The 18,575-nt window shown below is 67.2% G+C and carries 12 protein-coding genes; 3 read left to right on the top strand and 9 right to left on the bottom strand.

Annotated features, from left to right (window positions below; translation table 11 throughout):
- Nucleotides 1-51: 51 nt before the first annotated feature.
- The 4 genes from KCH87_RS04175 to ngcE form a co-directional block, all read right to left on the bottom strand.
- Entirely contained in the window at nt 52-1,251 is a 1,200-nt protein-coding gene (locus tag KCH87_RS04175; protein WP_210584216.1) for an ROK family transcriptional regulator, read from the bottom strand.
- Between the two features lie 182 nt (nt 1,252-1,433).
- Nucleotides 1,434-2,357: a carbohydrate ABC transporter permease gene (locus tag KCH87_RS04170; protein WP_210584215.1), complete on the bottom strand. Its 924-nt coding sequence runs from the start codon at nt 2,355-2,357 to the stop codon at nt 1,434-1,436.
- 4 nt (nt 2,358-2,361) lie between these two features.
- Complete coding sequence (locus KCH87_RS04165) at nt 2,362-3,288, bottom strand: carbohydrate ABC transporter permease (RefSeq protein ID WP_210584214.1); 927 nt, start codon at nt 3,286-3,288, stop codon at nt 2,362-2,364.
- A gap of 58 nt (nt 3,289-3,346) precedes the next feature.
- The gene (ngcE, locus tag KCH87_RS04160; protein WP_210584213.1) at nt 3,347-4,834 is read right to left on the bottom strand and encodes an N-acetylglucosamine/diacetylchitobiose ABC transporter substrate-binding protein; all 1,488 of its coding nucleotides are present in this window, start codon (nt 4,832-4,834) and stop codon (nt 3,347-3,349) included.
- Nucleotides 4,835-5,226: 392 nt separating this feature from the next.
- Between ngcE and KCH87_RS04155 the strand changes: the two genes are divergently transcribed.
- Together KCH87_RS04155 and KCH87_RS04150 are read left to right on the top strand one after the other, a co-directional pair.
- Complete coding sequence (locus KCH87_RS04155; RefSeq protein ID WP_210584212.1) at nt 5,227-9,045, top strand: GH92 family glycosyl hydrolase; 3,819 nt, start codon at nt 5,227-5,229, stop codon at nt 9,043-9,045.
- A 27-nt stretch (nt 9,046-9,072) separates the two neighbouring features.
- Nucleotides 9,073-11,055 carry an alpha-glucuronidase gene (locus KCH87_RS04150; protein ID WP_210584211.1) on the top strand — a complete coding sequence of 661 codons (1,983 nt, stop codon included), beginning with the start codon at nt 9,073-9,075 and terminating at the stop codon, nt 11,053-11,055.
- Here the strand turns inward: KCH87_RS04150 and KCH87_RS04145 are convergent.
- Genes KCH87_RS04145 through KCH87_RS04125 form a run of 5 tightly spaced genes read right to left on the bottom strand, consistent with a single transcriptional unit; the run spans nt 11,049 to nt 17,310 of the window.
- Nucleotides 11,049-13,067, bottom strand: a complete 2,019-nt coding sequence (locus KCH87_RS04145) for a beta-galactosidase (RefSeq protein ID WP_210584210.1) — start codon at nt 13,065-13,067, stop codon at nt 11,049-11,051. The two genes, KCH87_RS04150 and KCH87_RS04145, sit on opposite strands and share 7 nt — an antisense overlap.
- Entirely contained in the window at nt 13,064-13,762 is a 699-nt protein-coding gene (locus KCH87_RS04140; RefSeq protein WP_210584209.1) for a hypothetical protein, read from the bottom strand. Before KCH87_RS04140 ends, KCH87_RS04145 begins: the two co-directional genes overlap by 4 nt.
- Complete coding sequence (locus tag KCH87_RS04135; RefSeq protein ID WP_210584207.1) at nt 13,759-15,414, bottom strand: extracellular solute-binding protein; 1,656 nt, start codon at nt 15,412-15,414, stop codon at nt 13,759-13,761. The genes KCH87_RS04140 and KCH87_RS04135 overlap by 4 nt, the downstream gene beginning before the upstream one ends.
- Before the next feature lie 37 nt (nt 15,415-15,451).
- Complete coding sequence (locus KCH87_RS04130) at nt 15,452-16,324, bottom strand: carbohydrate ABC transporter permease (protein ID WP_210584205.1); 873 nt, start codon at nt 16,322-16,324, stop codon at nt 15,452-15,454.
- Nucleotides 16,318-17,310 (bottom strand): sugar ABC transporter permease, encoded by a 993-nt coding sequence (locus KCH87_RS04125; protein ID WP_210584204.1) that lies wholly within the window; start codon nt 17,308-17,310, stop codon nt 16,318-16,320. The genes KCH87_RS04130 and KCH87_RS04125 overlap by 7 nt, the downstream gene beginning before the upstream one ends.
- 227 nt (nt 17,311-17,537) lie before the next feature.
- Between KCH87_RS04125 and KCH87_RS04120 the strand changes: the two genes are divergently transcribed.
- A complete protein-coding gene (locus KCH87_RS04120; protein WP_210584202.1) occupies nt 17,538-18,524 on the top strand; it encodes an acetylxylan esterase in 987 nt (328 codons plus the stop codon).
- Nucleotides 18,525-18,575 lie beyond the last annotated feature (51 nt).

Below are 18,575 nucleotides of genomic sequence, written 5' to 3'. Positions count from 1 at the left end.
CGACGTCAAGAAGTAAATCCTTAACGGGTTGGCAACGGTGCCATCCGTTCTCTAAGTGAAGGCAGGAGCAACGGCTGTCAGCGACCCGTCCAAAAGGGTCGAATCGCCCATCTCACTGAGCGCCAGCGCGAGGGCCCCGAGGACCTCCGCGCGGCCGCCGAGTGCCCCTGGCAACACCGAGAGTTGACGTGCGGCACTGGGGATCGCGTACCGGCCGACCGACTCCCTGATAGGCCCGAGCACCAGCTCACCGGCCTCGGCGAGATCACCGCCGAGGACCACTCGGCTCGGGTTCAGCAGATTGCAGAGATTGGCGACTCCACTGCCGAGGTGACGGCCGACGTCGGCGATCACCCGACGGCAGCCCGGATCTCCGTCCCGCGCCAGTCGTACGACGCCTTCCATGGTCAGATCGGTGCCGTGGCTGGACTGGAGTAGCGGGAGCACATAGCGCGCGGCCGTGAACGTCTCCAGGCAGCCCCGGTTACCGCAGCGGCAGACGGGACCGGATTCATCAAGAGTAATATGCCCGATTTCTCCCGCGGTGCCACCGGGGCCCCGGTAGATCTTGCCGTTGATGACCAGGCCGGCGCCCACACCGCTGGCGACCTTGATGTACGCCAGGTCCTTCGCGCCGCGGCCGCTGCCCCAGACCATCTCGCCGAGGGCGGCCAGGTTGGCGTCGTTGTCGACGTGTACGGGCACCCCTAGGCGCCCCCGCAGCTCCTCGGCGGGTTTGGTGCCGGTCCAGCCCGGCAGGATCGCGGTGGAGCCCAGGGTGCCCGACTCGACGTCGATCGGGCCCGGCACGCCGAGGCCCACGCCGGCGACCTTGGACCGGTCGACCCCGGTCGCCGCGATCAGCCGGTTGACCAGCTCTTCCGCCCGGTCGAAGCTCTGGGTGGCGGAGGCGTCCACATCGAGCGGCTCGGCCTCCTCGGCCAGCACCTGATGGGCGAGATTCCCGACCGCGACGCGCAAATGCGTGTGCCCGAAGTCCACACCGATCACGATGCCGGCGTCCCCGCTCAGCGAGACGCTGCGGGCCCTGCGGCCGCCCGCCGAGGTGGGCGTGACCTCGACGGTTCCGCCGTCCTTGAGCTCACGCACGATGTTGGAGACCGTCGCCGCGGACAGGCCGGTCGTCCTCGCGATCTCCGCCTGGGTGAGCGAGCCCGCCAGCCGTACGGCACGGACGACCCGCTCCAGGTTGGCTCGGTGCAGCGACGACTGCGACCCCGGAGTCTCCACGACGACCTCCTGCGCGCGGGACCGCTTCGATGAGGCCCCGTCTATGTCCAACTAGTGAACTCTAAGCTGAGCCGTTCGGGTTGCCTCCCGTCAAGAGGTTGAACCGGATCGAGGGCGCCGCACACACCGGACGCGCCGCTCCCGCCCTCGGGAACGGCGCGCTCACAACGTGTTCCGGAGTGTTACTTCAGCGCCCCCGCCGTCAACCCCTGCACCACCTGCCGCTGGAAGATGATGTACGCGGCGAGCACCGGCAGCATCGCCATCACCAGACCGGCGAAGAGGCCGGACCAGTCGCCCTTGTATCCCTGGCTGACGGCCAGCTGGACCAGGCCCTGGGTGAGGACTCGCTTGTCGGGGTCGGTGTTGAGGACCGTGGGAAGCATGTACTGGTTCCATTGGCCCAGGAAGTTGAAGATGCCGACGCTGATCAGGCCGGGCTTGGCCATCGGGACCATGATCTGGAAGAACGTGCGGGAGTGGGAGGCACCGTCGACGAAGGCCGCCTCCGCCACCGACGTCGGCAGCGTGCGGAAGAACGCCGTCAGGAAGAACACCGTGAACGGCAGCGAGTACGCGATGTAGACCAGGATCAGTCCGTGGATGGTGTTCAGCAGCCCCATGTTGTTGACGACGTAGAACAGCGGGACCAGCGCGAGCATGATCGGAAAGCTCATGCCGCCGATGAACAGGTAGTAGATGAACCGGTTGCCCGGGAAGTCGAAGCGGGCCAGCACATAGGCCGCCATCGAGCCCAGCACCAGCGTGCCGATGAGCGAACCCCCCACCACCAGAATGGTGTTGAGGAAGTAGTCGCTCATGTTGGCCTCGGTCCACGCCCGCGACCAGTTGTCGAAGTGCAGCTTGTCCGGCAGTGACCAGGGCGAGCCGAAGATGGAGCTGTCGTCCTTGAAGGACGTCATCACCGCCCACAGCAGCGGCATGACCACCATGAACGCCCAGATGATCAGGACGCCGTGGGAGAAGGCGTTGAGGACCGTGCCTTCCTTCTTCTCCTTCGGGGGCGCGGCGGCCGGGCCACCGGTCTTGCTCACGGACATACCGGACTCGGTCGGCCCGGGCGCGGAGGTCTCGGTCGTCTTCATCTGATCAGTACTCCAACCGCTCGCGCCGGCCCAGCCGCATCACGACTGCGGCGAAGGCCAGCGTGACGACGAGGAGGGCGACGCCGATGGTCGTGGCGTAGGCGGCCTGCCCGTCACGGAACGCCTTCTGATACACGTACAGGACCATGACGGTGGTCGAGTAGTCGGGACCGCCGGGCCCGGTCGTCATGATCTGTACGACCGCGAACGACTCGGCGCCCAGGGCGAGAATGCCCATATAGACCCAGCCGGACTGCACGGTGTCCCAGAGCAGCGGCAGAGTGACCCGGAAGAACGTGGTACTCCGGTTGGCACCGTCGAGGAGCGCGGCCTCGTACAGATCCGCGGGGATCGAGGCCATGCCCGCGGAGAAGAGGACCACGAAGAAGCCGACCGTGGACCACACCAGCACCGCCATCACGGCCCACAGCGCGATGTTCGGGTCGCCGAGCCACAGCGGCTGAACGCTGTCGAGGCCGATCCCGCGCAGGACCGAGTTGATCGCGCCGCTGTCCGGGTTGTATGCGAAGGCGAACAGCAGGGCGACGATCGCGATCGACAGCACCTGCGGGAAGAAGTAGACGATCTTGTAGAACGAGGAGCCGCGGACACCGGTGACCACCGGGCCGCCCCTTCTCTTCCGTCCGCCCACATTGATCATGAAGGCGAAGAACAGCGCCAGGCTGATCGTCACCAGCGGCAGCAACATCGCGAACAGCAGGCTGTGCTGCAACGACTTCCAGAAGATGTCGTCGTCCAGCATCCTTTCGTAGTTGTCGAAACCGACCATCGTGAAGTCGGGGCTCAGCCCCGTCCAGTCCGTGAACGAGTAGTAGATGGACTGGATGAACGGCCAGACGACGAAAAGCGTGTACAGCCCCAGGGGTACCGCAAGGAACCCCACGATGAACCGGTACTTGCCGTGCTGCATTGCTACCGACCCCGTTCTGTGCGCGGGTGCCGCCGCTGGTGACGGATCCTCACCTGACCTACTGATGCTTGTAGTGCTTGATCGACGAGTCCTTGGCGGTCGCGTCGGCGAAGGCCTGGATCTTCTTGATGGCCTCCGCCGGAGTGAGCCGGCCGGCCATCATCTCACCGAGACCCGACACACCGATCTGCTCCTTCTGGAGCTGTACATACCAGTCCTGCATGCGCGGATTCACCACGTTCTCGCCGGCCTTCTCCAGCGCGGCGACACCGGACTTGAGGCCCGGGGTGAGGGTGATGCCGTCGGTGCCGCCGTTGTAGGCGGTGAGCGACTTGACCTTGGACGTGAAGTTCTTCGAGGACGCCTCGCTCAGCATGATGCGCAGCTGCTCCATGCCACCCGCGGTGTTCTTCCCCTTGGCCGGGACGATGAAGGGCTCACCGCCGGAGGCCCAGATGGTGCCGAAGGGCAGCTTGTCGGAGCTGTCGATACCGGTCGGAGCGGAGACGGCGAGGTTGAAGTCCTCCGGGATGACGTTCGCCGACTCGTTCTCCACCCAGGAGCCGTTCGGAATGAACAGCGCCTTGCCCTGGGCCCACGCGGTCTGCGACTGGATGTGGTCCAGGCCCGGCGTGCCCTTGAGGACGTAGCCCTTCTGGTAGAGCTCGTAGTAGGCGTCGAAGCACGCCTTGACCGCCGGGTGCTTCCAGGCGTTCGGCTCCAGGTTGTCGATGGCGTCGAGCACCTCGACCCCGCCCACCTTGCCGATCATCGGGTAGAGCGAGAAGGGGAGGTAGTACGGGTATTTGCCCGCATACGTCCAGCCCGCCATGCCCTTCTTCTTGGCCTTCTCGCAGACCGTGAGCATCTGGTCCCAGGTTTCGGGGTACTGCTCGTCGAGCGAGTCCAGGGCCTTCTGGGAGTACCAGACGCCGTACACCGTGTAGGCGTAGTACATGATCCAGACCGGATCGCCGTCCAGCTGGCCCATCTCCACGATGCCCGGACGCAGCGTGTCGCGGACCTTCTTGTTCGGGTCGTCGTACGACGGAGCGTCCAGCAGCGGAGTGAGGTCGGCGAGCTGCTTCTTGCTGGAGAGAACGCCCATGTCCATCTGCTCGGCACCGGAGTTGTCGATGAGGTCCGGCGGGGTGCCCTGGTTGAAGCGGGGCTGAAGCGTGGACTGGATCTTCTGTGTCGCGGCGAACTTCACCTTGGCCTCGGGGAAGTTCGTCTCGTAGATCTTCACGGCGTCCTCGGCATACTCCTTGCCGAAGCCGCCGTCGAACAGTACGAACTCCATCTGGGCGGTGTCGTTGACGGCGAGCGGGTTCTTGGCGGTCTTCTTCCCCGTTTCGGCCTTGTCCTCGTCACCCCCGCCGCCGCTGGCACAGGCAGACAGGAAACTCATGGTGGGTACGGCGATCAGGCCGAGCGCCGCCGACCGCTTGATCAGATCGCGGCGGCCGACGCCCGCGGAGCCGGTGTTCGCCGCGTTCGTGGTGTTCTCGGGGTACTCGGTGTTCTCGGCGGAAGTGGATCCCATGCTCAAGTCCTCGCCTTCTCCAGGACTCAGGCGGTGAACCGGATCCTTCCCGGCACCGCGGTCAGGTCAAGCAGGGTCGTGCAGGACGTGCGAATCGGACGTGCGGGTCACGCGTGCCGATCAGGATGTACGGATCGAGTGAATTGCCGACAGGTATAGTCCACTTCCCGCCAACGGAGCAAGATCGAATGCAAGGTTGGCTGTCGGTCTTTTCCGAGTTGAGACCTCGCGGAAATATGAGCTACCTGTGCCTTCCTTGGTGGATAAATCCCCGGCATTGCCCCCGAATGCCTCACCCAACACCCTTGACACGACTGACCACTTGCGCCACTACTGGTCCTTGCACACCGAGATTGACAACGTTGTCCAGGGTGCAGGGAGGGTGCTAACTCATGCAGCGCAGAAGTCGGCACAGATGGGGTTCGGCGGTCGTGATGGCGACCGCCTTTGCTTTGGCGGTGGGCTCGCAGGGGGTGGCGGTCGCGCTGCCCGGCGAGGCGGCCGCCGCCGACCGGGAGTTCGCCTCGTCCTTCGAGTCGGACGACCCGGCGCCCGACTGGCTGAACACCGTCGACACCGCACCGGACGGCAGCAAGCGCGCCTCCGGTGTCGACGGCGGGTACAGCAGCGGCATTCCGGGCAATGTGACCGACCATGTCACGGACGTCCGGGCCAGCGGCGAGAACACGGGCGCCGGCGAGGTGAAGGAGAACCTCGTCGACGGTGAGCCGAGCAGCAAATGGCTGACCTTCGCCCCCACCGGCTGGGCGGAGTTCGACCTGGACGCACCGGTCAAGGTGGTCACCTACGCGCTGACGTCGGCCAACGACCATGACGAACGCGACCCGCTGGACTGGACCCTGAAGGGCTCCACGGACGGCACGAACTGGACGACCCTGGACACCCGCACCGGCGAGAAATTCGCCGAGCGGTTCCAGACGAAGACGTACGACATCCCGGAGGCCGCGGCCGCCGAGTACCAGCACTTCCGGCTCGACGTGACCAAGAACAACGGCGCCCCGGACGCCCTCCAGCTCGCCGACGTCCAGTTCTCCAAGGGCGGCAGCGGCGATCCGATCCCGCAGGACATGCTCTCGCTGGTCGACCGCGGCCCGAGCGGCTCGCCGACGGCGAAGGCGGGCGCGGGCTTCACCGGCAAGCGGGCGCTGCGCTACGCCGGGCGGCACACCGCCGACGGGCAGGCGTACTCGTACAACAAGGTCTTCGACGTCAATGTGGCCGTCGAGCGCGATACGCAGCTGTCGTACCGGATCTTCCCGTCGATGGCGGACGGCGACCTGGACTATGACGCCACAAACGTTTCCGTCGATCTCGCTTTCACGGATGGCACGTATCTGAGCGATCTCAAGGCGACCGACGCGCACGGGTTCGCCCTGACGCCGCAGGGACAGGGTGCGGCCAAGATCCTCTACGTGAACCAGTGGAACAACGTGGCCTCGCGGATCGGGTCGGTCGCGGCCGGGAAGACCGTCGACCGGATCCTGGTGGCGTACGACTCCCCCAAGGGCCCGGCGAAGTTCCGGGGCTGGCTCGATGACGTAGCGCTGAAAGCGGTACCGCGAGAGAAGCCGAAGGCTCACCTGTCCGACTACGCGGTGACGACCCGGGGCACCAACTCCAGCGGCGGCTTCTCGCGGGGCAACAACTTCCCCGCGACCGCCGTACCGCACGGGTTCAACTTCTGGACGCCGGTGACCAACGCGGGTTCACTGAGCTGGCTCTACGACTATGCGCGCGGGAACAACGCCGACAACCTGCCGACCATCCAGGCGTTCAGCGCGAGCCATGAGCCCAGCCCCTGGATGGGCGACCGGCAGACCTTCCAGGTGATGCCGTCCGCCGCGTCCGGGACACCCGACAACGGCCGTGAGGCACGGGAGCTGGCCTTCCGGCACGAGAACGAGACCGCGCGGCCGTATTACTACGGAGTGCGTTTCGAGAACGGTCTCAAGACGGAGATGGCGCCGACCGACCATGCGGCGGTCATGCGCTTCACCTATCCCGGCGACGACGCGAGCGTCCTCTTCGACAACGTCACCGACCAGGCGGGTCTGACGCTCGACAAGGAGAACGGCACCTTCACCGGTTACTCCGACGTGAAGTCGGGGCTGTCGACAGGCGCGACCCGGCTGTTCGTCTACGGGGTGTTCGACGCGCCGGTGACGGAGGGGACGTCGAGCGGGGTCAAGGGCTATCTGCGGTTCCAGCCCGGCGACGACCGGACCGTGACCATGCGGATCGCCACCTCCCTCATCAGCGTCGACCAGGCGAAGGACAACCTGCGCCAGGAGATCCCGGACGGCACGTCCTTCGACGCCGTGAAGACGAAGGCACAGCAGCAGTGGGACAAGATCCTCGGCAAGGTCGAGGTCGAGGGTGCCACGCCGGACCAGCTGACGACGCTGTACTCCAGCCTGTACCGGCTGTACCTCTACCCCAACTCCGGCTTCGAGAAGGTCGGTTCGAAGTACCAGTACGCCTCCCCGTTCTCGCCGATGCCGGGTCCCGACACCCCGACGCACACCGGCGCGAAGATCGTGGACGGCAAGGTGTACGTCAACAACGGTTTCTGGGACACGTACCGGACGACCTGGCCGGCCTACTCGCTCCTGACGCCTGGTCAGGCGGGTGAGATGGTCGACGGGTTCGTGCAGCAGTACAAGGACGGCGGCTGGACCTCGCGCTGGTCGTCGCCCGGGTACGCGGACCTGATGACCGGCACCTCCTCGGACGTGGCCTTCGCGGACGCGTACGTCAAGGGCGTGGACTTCGACGCGAAGTCGGCGTACGACGCGGCCGTGAAGAACGCCACGGTCGTGCCACCCTCGTCGGGCGTGGGCCGCAAGGGCATGACCACCTCGCCCTTCCTCGGCTACACGAGCTCCGAGACGCACGAGGGGCTGTCGTGGGCGCTGGAGGGCTATCTCAACGACTACGGCATCGCGCAGATGGGCCGGAAACTGTATGAGAAGACGGGCGAAAAGCGTTACCAGGAGGAATCGGAGTACTTCCTCAACCGCGCCCAGGACTATGTGAATCTGTTTGATTCCGAAGCCGGTTTCTTCCAGGGCCGCGACGCCAAGGGTGACTGGCGGGTCGAGTCGTCGAAGTACGACCCGAGGGTGTGGGGCTACGACTACACCGAGACGAACGGCTGGGGATACGCGTTCACGGCCCCGCAGGACTCCCGCGGCCTCGCCAACCTCTACGGCGGGCGCAGCGGCCTCGGGGACAAGCTCGACGAGTACCTCGCCACCCCCGAGACGGCCTCGCCCGAGTTCGTCGGCTCGTACGGCGGTGTCATCCACGAGATGACGGAGGCGCGGGACGTACGGAAGGGCATGTACGGGCACTCCAACCAGGTCGCCCACCACGCCCTGTACATGTACGACGCGGCCGGACAGCCGTGGAAGACACAGGCGAACGTCCGTGACGTGCTGTCGCGGCTGTACACCGGCAGTGAGATCGGCCAGGGCTACCACGGCGACGAGGACAACGGCGAGCAGTCGGCCTGGTTCCTGTTCTCCGCGCTCGGCTTCTACCCGCTGGTGATGGGCAGCGGCGAATACGCCGTCGGCTCCCCGCTGTTCACCAAGGCGACGGTCCATCTGGAGAACGGCCGGGACCTGGTCGTCAAGGCGCCGAAGAACAGCGCGAAGAACGTGTACGTGCAGGGCCTGAAGGTCAACGGGCGTACGTGGACGTCGACTTCGCTGCCGCACTCGCTCATGTCCAAGGGCGGGGTCCTGGAGTTCGACATGGGGCCGAGGCCGTCGGCGTGGGGTTCCGGGAAGAACGCGGCGCCCCCGTCGATCACCCAGAACGACAAGGTGCCGACGCCGCGTGCGGACGTGCTGAAGGGCGACGGGGCGCTGTTCGACAACACGTCGGCCACGGAGGCGACGGTGACGTCGGTGGACCTGCCGGTGTCCGTTTCCGGTACCGGTTCCACCAAGGCCGTCCAGTACACGCTGACGTCATCGGATCACGCGAAGGCGCCGACCGGCTGGACACTCCAGGGCTCGTCGGACGGAACGACGTGGCGGACTCTCGACAAGCGGTCGGGCCAGTCCTTCACCTGGGACAAACAGACGCGCGCGTTCTCCGTGGGGCGGCCGGGTACGTACGAGAAGTACCGCCTGGTCCTGAACGGCGAGGCGACCGTCTCGGAGGTCGAACTCCTCGCCTGAGCCACGGAGTCGAGGAGTCGAGGTCCCATGCCGCTTGCCGTGCCCGTCCTGCCCGAGGGTGTCGACCCCGCCTGGCTGCCGGCGGCCGCCTTCCGGTCGCTCGGCACCCGGCGGACTCTGATCCGCGGATCGGGTCCGCTGGTGGAGACGGTGCACGGTGAAGTGGCGGGCGCCTGCGCCCGGTTCGGAGGTCGCGTCGAACGCGATCCGGAACCGGGCGCAGGCGCTTCGTACGACCTGGTGCTCGAGGTGGGCCCGGGGCTCGGGGACGAGGAGTTCGCGTACGAGCGCACCGCGGGCAGTACGACCGTCACCGCGTCCGGGCAGTCCGGGCTGCTGTACGGCCTGTTCCATGTCGTACGGCTCGGCGAGAACGCTTTCCATGGCGAGCGCGCCCGGGAAGTGCACGGCCCGGCTCTCCCGCTGCGCATGCTGGACCACTGGGATCACGTGGCCGTGCATCCCGTGATGGGTCAGGTAGAACGCGGTTACGCAGGTGGTTCGCTGTTCTGGGAGGACGGGCGGGCACGCGGCGGGACGGCGCGTGTGCGGGCGTACGGCAGGCTGCTGGCGGCCTGCGGGATCAACGCCGTTGCCGTGAACAACGTCAATGTGCACGAGACCGAGGCGCATCTGCTCACCGACCGGATCGGTGAAGTCGCCGCTCTGGCGGACGCGTTGCGGCCGTACGGGATCAGGACCCATCTGTCGGTGACCTTCGCCGCGCCGATCGTGCTCGGCGGTGTGGACACGGCCGATCCGCTGGACGCGCGGGTGCGGGAGTGGTGGGCACGGGCGACTGCCGATGTGTACTCGGCGATCCCGGACTTCGGCGGGTACGTGGTGAAAGCCGACTCGGAGGGGCAGCCGGGCCCGTTCGCGTACGGCCGCAGTCACGCGGACGGCGCGAACATGCTGGCCGCCGCGCTGGCCGAGCACGGCGGTACGGTCCACTGGCGGGCGTTCGTCTACAACCACCGCCAGGACTGGCGGGACCGCTCGACGGACCGGGCGCGGGCGGCGTACGACCATTTCGTGCCCCTGGACGGGCAGTTCGCGGACAACGCGGTGCTCCAGGTGAAGCACGGGCCGATGGACTTCCAGGTTCGGGAACCGGTTTCGCCGGTGTTGGGCGCGATGCCGCGGACGCGGCTGGCGCTGGAGGTGCAGGCGACGCAGGAGTACACCGGTCAGCAGCGGCACGTGTGCTGGCTGGGGCCGATGTGGAGCGAGGTCCTGGGGTTCCGGCCGGAGGGTGCGGCGCGCGTGGGTGAGCTGGCCGACGGTCTGGTCGCGGTGTCCAACGTCGGCGACGATCCGTTCTGGACCGGGCATCCGCTGGCCCAGGCGAACCTCTACACGCTCGGCAGGCTCGCCTGGCAGCCCGACGCGGACCCGTACCGGCTGCTGGACGAGTGGATCCGGCTGACCTTCCCTGCCGCAGCGCCACGGCTGGTCACCGGGCTTCAGACAGCGCTCAAGGGCTCCTGGCGGACGTACGAGAAGTACACCGCGCCGCTCGGCGTCGGTTTCATGGTGCAGCCCGGTCATCACTACGGGCCGAGCGTGGACGGCTACGAGTACAGCCCGTGGGGCACCTACCACTTCGCCGACCGGGACGGCGTCGGCGTCGACCGCAGCGCGGCGACCGGCACGGGCTTTGCGGCGCAGTACGCCAAGCCCTGGTCCGAGATGTACGAGTCCCCGGACACCTGCCCCGACGAGCTGCTGTTGTTCTTCCACCACATGTCGTACGGGCACATACTGCACAGCGGCAAGACGGTGATCCAGCACATCTACGACACTCATTTCGAGGGCGTGGCCGAGGTGGAGGAAGCCCGGGAGGCCTGGGCCTCGCTCGCGGACCTGGTCGGTCCGGCACGCCATGCGCGGGTCACTGAGCGGTACGACGAGCAGGTGCGCTCCGCCCGGGAGTGGCGGGATCAGGTGAACAGCTACTTCTTCCGCAAGTCCGGTGTGGTCGACTCACATGGGCGCCGGATCTACTGAATGCGCAGAACCGCTGTGCCGAGTGGGTCGAGGGCGAGCGGCTCTCCCTTCTCGAACCGTTTTCCGGTGAGCAGGTCGGAGGCTGAGGCGTGTGCCGTGAGGTGGGCCGGGTCCGGTGTGTGGTTGAGGAGGAAGAGCAGGCGCGTGCCGTCGGGGGCGGTGCGGGTGGCGGTCTCCAGGCCGGGGTGGCCGGTGTACGGGCCGAGCAGTCCGTGGCGGGTGAGGATGCGGCGTACGACCCAGTCGACGCCGGGCTGGTCGAGGGCGGTGGCGACGTACCAGGCCTCGCCCTCACCGTGCTGGTGGCGGGTCACGGCGGGGGTGCCCGCGTAGAAGTCGGCGCCGTAGGTGGCGACCGTTTCGGCGCCGCGTGGGAGCACCAGCTCGAAGACGAGCCGGGCCTCGGTGCGCAACTCCCCCAGTTCTATGGGCTGTACGACGTCCCGCGGGCGTGCGTCCCATTCGTCGACGCGGATGCCCATGAGCGGCGCGAGCGGGCCGGGGACGTCGGTGAGGAAGGCGCGGTCGTGTACGTCGACGCGGCCGGAGAGGAAGGTGGCCAGCACGGTGCCGCCCCTTTCCGTAACCGCTTCCAGGCGGGTGACGAGATCGCCCTTGATCATGTGCAGGACGGGGGCGAGGACCACTGCGTACGGGGTGAGGTCGGCGGTGACCGGGACGACGTCGACGTCCGCGCCGGCCTCACGCGCGGCCCGGTAGTAGGCGTGGACCACCTCCTGGTACCTGACGAGTCGCGAGGGGCCGTCGGAGATCTCCAGCGCCCACCAGCTGTCCCAGTCGAAGAGGAGGGCGGTGCGGGCGGGGGTGCGGGCGCCGAGGGTCGCGGCGCCCAGGAGGCCCAATTCCCCTCCCAGCTCGGCCACTTCGCAAAAGACGCGGGTGTCGTCGCGGCCCGCGTGGCCGATGACCGCGCCGTGGTACTTCTCGCAGGCTCCGCGTGCGGCGCGCAGCTGGAAGTACAGGGCGGCGTCGGCACCGTGGGCGATCGCCTGGAGGGTGGCGAGACGCAGTTCGCCGGGGCGGCGGAGCGGGTTGACGTCGCGGCAGGCGGTGGTGGACGGGGTCTGCTCCATGAGCCAGAAGGGGGCGCCGTCCTTGAGGCCGCGCATCAGGTCGTGGGTGAGGGCGGGCCAGGTGGGCGGGGCGTCGAGGGGCGGATAGCTGTCCCAGGACGCGAAGTCGAGGTGGGGCGCCCAGCGGTGGTAGTCGAGCGGGCGGAACATGCCCATGAAGTTGGTGGTGACGGGCGTGTCCGCGTCGTGGGCGCGAATCGCGTCCTTCTCGGCGAGGAAGCAGCCGAGCAGGGCGTCGGTGGTGAAGCGGTGGTAGTCGAGGGTGATGCCCTGGAAGGCGGTGTGGTCGGGGCCTCGCCAGTGCTCGGTGAGGGCGTTCGGGGGCTCGATCTCGGCCCAGTCCGTGTATCGGTGCGACCAGAAGGTGGTGCACCAGGCGTCGTTGAGGGCGTCGAGGGTGCCGTGGCGATCGCGGAGCCACTCCCGGAAGGCCTCGGCGCACCGGTCGCAGTAACAGGCGCCGCCGTACTCGTTGTTGATGTGCCAGGCGAGCAACGCGGGGTGCTGTGCATACCGTTCGGCGAGGCGGGAGACGAGAGCGGTGGCGGCCGTCCGGTACGCCGGTGAGCTGGGGCAGAAGTTGTGGCGCTGGCCGTAGCGGTGCCGGCGGCCCTCGAAGTCGGTGCGGTTGACCTCGGGGTACTTCTTCGCGAGCCAGGGCGGGAGGGCGGCGGTGCCGGTGGCGAGACAGACCTGGCGGCCCTCGGCTGCGGCGCGGTCGAGGATGCGGTCGAGAACGGTTAAGTCGTAGGTGGCTTCGGCGGGTTGGGTGAGGGACCAGGAGAAGACGCCGACGGTGAGCGTGTCGATGCCGGCCCGGCCGAACAGGCGGTGGTCCTCGTCCCACACCTCCTCCGGCCACTGCTCCGGGTTGTAGTCGCCGCCGTACGGGATCTTGGGGGTGCGGGGCGCAGTCATACGGTGAACTCCTCCTGGGTCTCGGCGATCACCGGGCGGCTGCTGTGCAGCAGGGAGAGCAGCAGCGGGGCGGCCAGCAGGGCGGGCAGGGCCTCGGTCAGCAGGGCGGTGAGTCCGGCGGCCAGAACGAGCAGCGAGGTCGCGCCGAGGGTGGCGCGGGCGTGCCGGAACAGGAAGTAGCCGGCGAGCCGGGCGGTGTCGCGGGCGCGGAAGGAGAACAGGGAGGTCAGCACGAGCGCGTGCGCGCCCCAGAGGAGCGAGGCGAGGCCGACGGCCACGAGCAGCACCGCCCACCAGCCGGGCAGGCCGGTCGAGGAGAAGCGGGTCAGCGTGAAGGCGATGACGGTGAGCCAGCCGAGCAGGGGCGCCCAGAGCTTGAGGACCGGCGCGGCGTTGAGCCGCCAGCCGCGCCAGTAGGTGCGGGCCGGGTGGAGGTCGGTGAGGTCGCGGCCGCGGTGGTGGAGTGCGTACAGGGCGGCGGAGAGGGCCGGGCCGAGCGGCAGCAGGCATACGGCGGCGAGGGGGAGGTTGGTTGGATCAGCACCCAGGAACAGCAGCGCGACCAGGCCCGGTGAGGCGGCGAGGAGCAGCAGTGCCTCGACGGTGACGAGGGTGTGGATCAGGGCGGCGGCGCGGGAGAGGGGGCCGTCGCCGACGGCCGTCGTACGGACTGTGCCGGCCGGGCCGGGGATCATCCGTTCTCCTGCTTGAACCGTTCGTAGGCCTTGTTGTGCAGGTCGATGAACTGGTCCATGTTCTTGGCCTTCAATTCGCCTACGTAGTCGTCCCATTCGGAGAGCGGGCGCTTGCCGAGGATGAACTGGAGGGCGTTCTGGGTGACGTGGTCCTTGAGGGGGGTGTCCCAGAGCGAGGCCTGCTCCTGCTCCACGGACTGGAGCGGGTGGGCAGGGTCGACGGGCAGTTCCCTGCGCTGAGCCATGGCGTCCTGGAACTTCTTCTCGTCCGGGGAGAAGGACGAGGAGACCAGGTCCCAGCTGCCGCCGTAGGTGAAGACACCGTTGAAGAAGCCGTAGTCCTTCTGGAGGTCCTTCGGCGCGTCCGGGTCGGAGCCCATGAGGCTGATTCCGTCGGTGAGTTCGTAGGTGCCGCCCGAGGAGGTGTACGTGACGCCCTGGACGCCCCACTTGGCGAACCGCTGGCCCTCGTCCGAGTACCACAGCCAGTCCACGAACTGCATCATCGCGACGAAGTTGGCACTCTCCAGCGCCTTGCTGGCGATCATGACACCGTTTTCCAGGCGGATACCGCCCAACACGACCGGGCCCGCGGGTCCGATCGGCACCGGCACCATCTCGATGGTCGCGCCCTTGACCTGGCGCTCGAGATTGTAACGGTAGTTCTGCACCAGCTCCTGCGGGTTGGCGCTGATCGCGAAGGACTTCTCGGACAGCAGCTTCTTCACCGCGTCGTCGTCGGTCTGGGTGAAGCTCTCCGGGTCCATCAGCTTCTCGCCGACCAGCTTCCGCAGATATTCGACGATTTGGCGGAACCCGTCGGTCGCGCCCGTGAAGACGAACTTCTGCTCCTTCTGGCCGAAGGTGATGTTGTCGTACGTCCAGCCCGCCTTGACCCCGTGCGCCTGGCCGAGATAACTGAGCAGGGCGGCGGCCGGGAAGGGCGTGTTGGTGCTCCAGCGGTCCGAGAAGGGGTAGCGGTCGGGGTACTCGGCCTTGATCGCCCTGAAGACGTCGTACACCTCGTCCCAGGTGGTGGGCAGGCTGAGGCCGAGCTTGTCGAGGACGTCCGTGCGGAAGGACATCGAGTAGCCGGGCTTGGGCTTCTCGTGCAGACCGGGCAGCAGGTAGTACTTGCCGTCGGACTGCCGGGTGGAGTCGAGCTCGGGCTCCAGCCTCCACTTCTTCACCTTGGCCTGGAAGTTGGGCATCAGGTGCACGTATTCGCTGACCGCGAGGATCGCGCCCGACGACACGAACGCGACCTCGGCAGGGTGGTACGTCTTGGGGATCAGGAACGGTGCGTCGCCCGCGCCGATGAGCAGACTGCGTTTCTTTTCGTAATCGCTCAGCGGGACGGCGATCGGTTTCAGCGTGACGCCGGTGCGCTTGGTGAGCTCCTGCCAGAACAGCCAGCTGTCCCTTAGCGGATACACCGGGTTGTTGTTGTGCAGCACCTCGAAGGAGAGCGGCTTGGCGGCCTTGAACTGTTCGCCCGCACGGTAGTTCTTCATCGCGCCGTCCTGCTTCTTGCTCAGGTCCTTTCCGTCCCCGCCGTCGTCGCCGCTGCCGCAGCCGGTGAGCGTGGCGAGTCCTGTGAAGCCGGCGGCGGCCAGGATCTGACGCCGCGACAGCTGTCCTGCGTTCTTCACGGAGACTCCTTTGTTCCGTAGTGGCGTGCGGCGGCTGTCAGCCCTTGACCGCGCCGAGCATCACGCCCGACACGAAGTAGCGCTGGACAAACGGGTACAGACAGAGGACGGGCAGCGCGGTGAGCACGATCGTGACCGACTGGATGTTCGCCGCGACCTGGCTGAGCTGCTCGGTTCCCGCGCCTGCGTTACCACCGGTGGTGGCTCCCGCGATGAGATTGCGCAGATAGACGGTGACCGGCATCAGGTCGGTCCGGTCCATGTAGAGGAAGGCGCTGAACCAGGAGTTCCAGAAGGAAACCGAGTAGAAAAGCACCATCGTCGCGACAACCGCTTTCGACAGCGGCAGCACGATCCGCAGCAGAATGCCGTATGTGCTCAACCCGTCTATCTGCGCGGCCTCTTCGAGTTCGTCCGGCAGGCTCTCGAAGAAGGCCTTCATCACCAGCAGGTTGAAGACGCTGATCGCGTTCGGGAGCGCGATCGCCCAGACCGAGTTCTTCAGGCCGAGGCTGGTGATCAGGACGTAGTTGGGGATCAGACCGCCGGTGAAGAACATGGTGAACACGGCGATACCGATGAGCAGTCCGCGTCCCTTGAGGTGCTTCTTCGAAAGGACATAGGCGTAACAGGTCGTCAGGACCATGGCGACGACGGTGGAGACGACCGTGTAGAACACGGTGTTTCCGTAGTTCCGCCAGAACATCGAGTCCTTGAACACGATCTCGTAGGTGGTGAGGTTGAAGCCCTTGGGCCACAACGTCACCTCACCGGCTCGGATCTGCCGCTCACCGCTGAACGAGCGGGCGATGATATTGACGAACGGGTAAAGGGTTACGACCACGACGGCGGTGAGGATGAAGCCGTTGACTCCCTGGAAGACGCGGTCACCGCGACTCGTCCTCACCACAGGCTCGTCCCCACCGTGCGGCGCGACAACTGGTTCGCGGACGTGATCAGCACCAGCCCGATGATCGCCTCGAACAGACCGATGGCGGCGGCGTAGCTGAAGCTGTTGGACTCGACACCCATGCGGTACACGTACGTCGAGACGACGTCCGCCGTCGGATACGTCAGCGGGTTGTACAGCAGCAGGACCTTCTCGAAGCCGACCACCATGAACGTACCGATGTTGAGGATCAGCAGCGTGATCATGGTGGGCCGGATGCCGGGCAGGGTCACATGCCAGATCTGCTGCCAGCGGTTGGCGCCGTCGATGCGTGCGGCCTCGTACAGGTCTTCGTCGATCGTGGTGAGCGCGGCGAGGTAGAGGATCGTGCCCCAGCCGGCGGTCTGCCAGATCTCCGAGCCGACGTAGACCGTGCGGAACCACTCGGGTTCCTGGATGAAACGGATCGGGTCGTGCCCGAACCAGCCGAGCATGGCGTTGACCGGGCCGTCCGTGGCCAGCATCTGCATGGTGATGCCCGCGACGATGACGATCGACAGGAAGTGCGGCAGATACGAAACCGATTGCACAAACCGTTTCAGCGCCCGTCTGCGTACTTCGTTGAGCAGCAGCGCAAGCACGATCGGGATCGGAAAGCAGAACACGAGGGTCAGCCCGCCGAGCCACAGGGTGTTGCGGAACACCTGCCAGAAGGTGGGGTCCGTGAGGAACATCTGCACATAGCGCAGGCCCACCCACTCCTCGCCCAGGATCGACCCGCCCGGCTCGAAGCGCCTGAACGCGATCACGTTGCCGATCATCGGCAGATAGCGGAAGACCAGGAAGAACAGCAGCGGCAGCACGACCAGCGAGTACAGCTGCCAGTCCCTGCGCAAGGCCCGTCGCCAACCGTTGTGCGTGGAAGGGGACTTGGCGGAGCGCGCGGGTTTCGGCGTCGATGGGTCCTGGGTTCCGGGCGGTGGCGTCGATCTGGTGGAGGTGCTCATGCTCGGTCCTCCCGGACGGATTCACGGAACCGAAACTTTCGAGCTATTACCGGCAACTTGCGGCAACTTAAAGCTCTCAGAAAGCGCTGTCAATGGGTGTTGCAGTGGTCGGTTGAGACAAGCAGGCAGCGTTGCAACCCACCGTTGCGTGGGTAAGTCATCGAGGCTTGCCCCGCTCAACCCATCGCAAGTTTCTGCATTGAGACCGACTCCTGCGAGGTGCCGACGTGCCAGCGTTCGACCTGCCCCTGCCGGAACTGGAGCACCACCGCCCGGACCTCGACGAGCCCGCGGACTTCGACGCGTTCTGGCGGGACACCCTGAAAGCGGCCGAGCAGGCCGAACCCCTGGTCTCGGTACACCCGGTGGACACCGGGCTGCGGCTGACCGAGACCTGGGACGTGACCTTCCGGGGCTTCGCGGGCGACGCCGTGCGCGCATGGTTCAGCAGACCCGCCGGGGTACGGGAACCCCTGCCCGCGGTCGTCGAGTTCGCGGGGTACGGACGCGGCCGCGGCCTCCCGCACGAGCGACTGACCTGGGTGAACGCCGGTTACGCGCATCTGCTGATGGACAACAGGGGCCAGGGGGACCAGTACGGCAACGGCGGCGGCACTCCCGACCCGCACGCCACCGCACCGGGCGGCCCCGGCCCGGCGGTACGCGGCCTGCTCGACCCGCACGACTACCACTACCGACGTCTCGTCACCGACGCCGTACATGCCGTCGCCACCGTCCGCGCCCTGCCCGGCGTGGACAGCTCACGGACCGCGGCCGTCGGCAACAGCCAGGGCGGCGGCCTCGCCCTGGCCGTCGCCGGACTCGTCCCGGACCTGACGGCGGTCCTGGTCACCGCGCCGCTCCTGTGCGGTATCCGGCGCGCACTGGACCTCACGGAGGCGGGCCCGTACGGCGAGATCGCCGCGTACCTCACCGTCCACCGCGGCACCGAACAGGCCGCGTACCGCACGCTCTCCTACCTGGAGGGCGTCTCCTTCGCCCGCCGCGCCCACGCCCCGGCGCACTTCGGGGTCGGCCTGCGCGACACGGTGTGCCCGCCGAGCGGCGCGTACGCCGCCTGGAACCGTTACGCGGAGCTGAGCGGCGTGGACCCCCGCAAGGAGATCCACGCCTATCCGTTCAACGGCCACGAGGGCGGCGACGCGTATCACGTACGCGGCCAGCTGGCCTGGCTCCGCGACCTGTTGAGCTGAATCGGCGCAACTCGACGCAGCTCAGCGCGACCCGGCCGGCAACGCTCACCT

The sequence above is a fragment of the Streptomyces sp. GESEQ-35 genome, assembly GCF_017948485.1.
In the GTDB taxonomy this organism is placed as follows: Bacteria; Actinomycetota; Actinomycetes; order Streptomycetales; family Streptomycetaceae; genus Streptomyces.
This window is presented reverse-complemented; position numbering and strand designations above follow the sequence as displayed.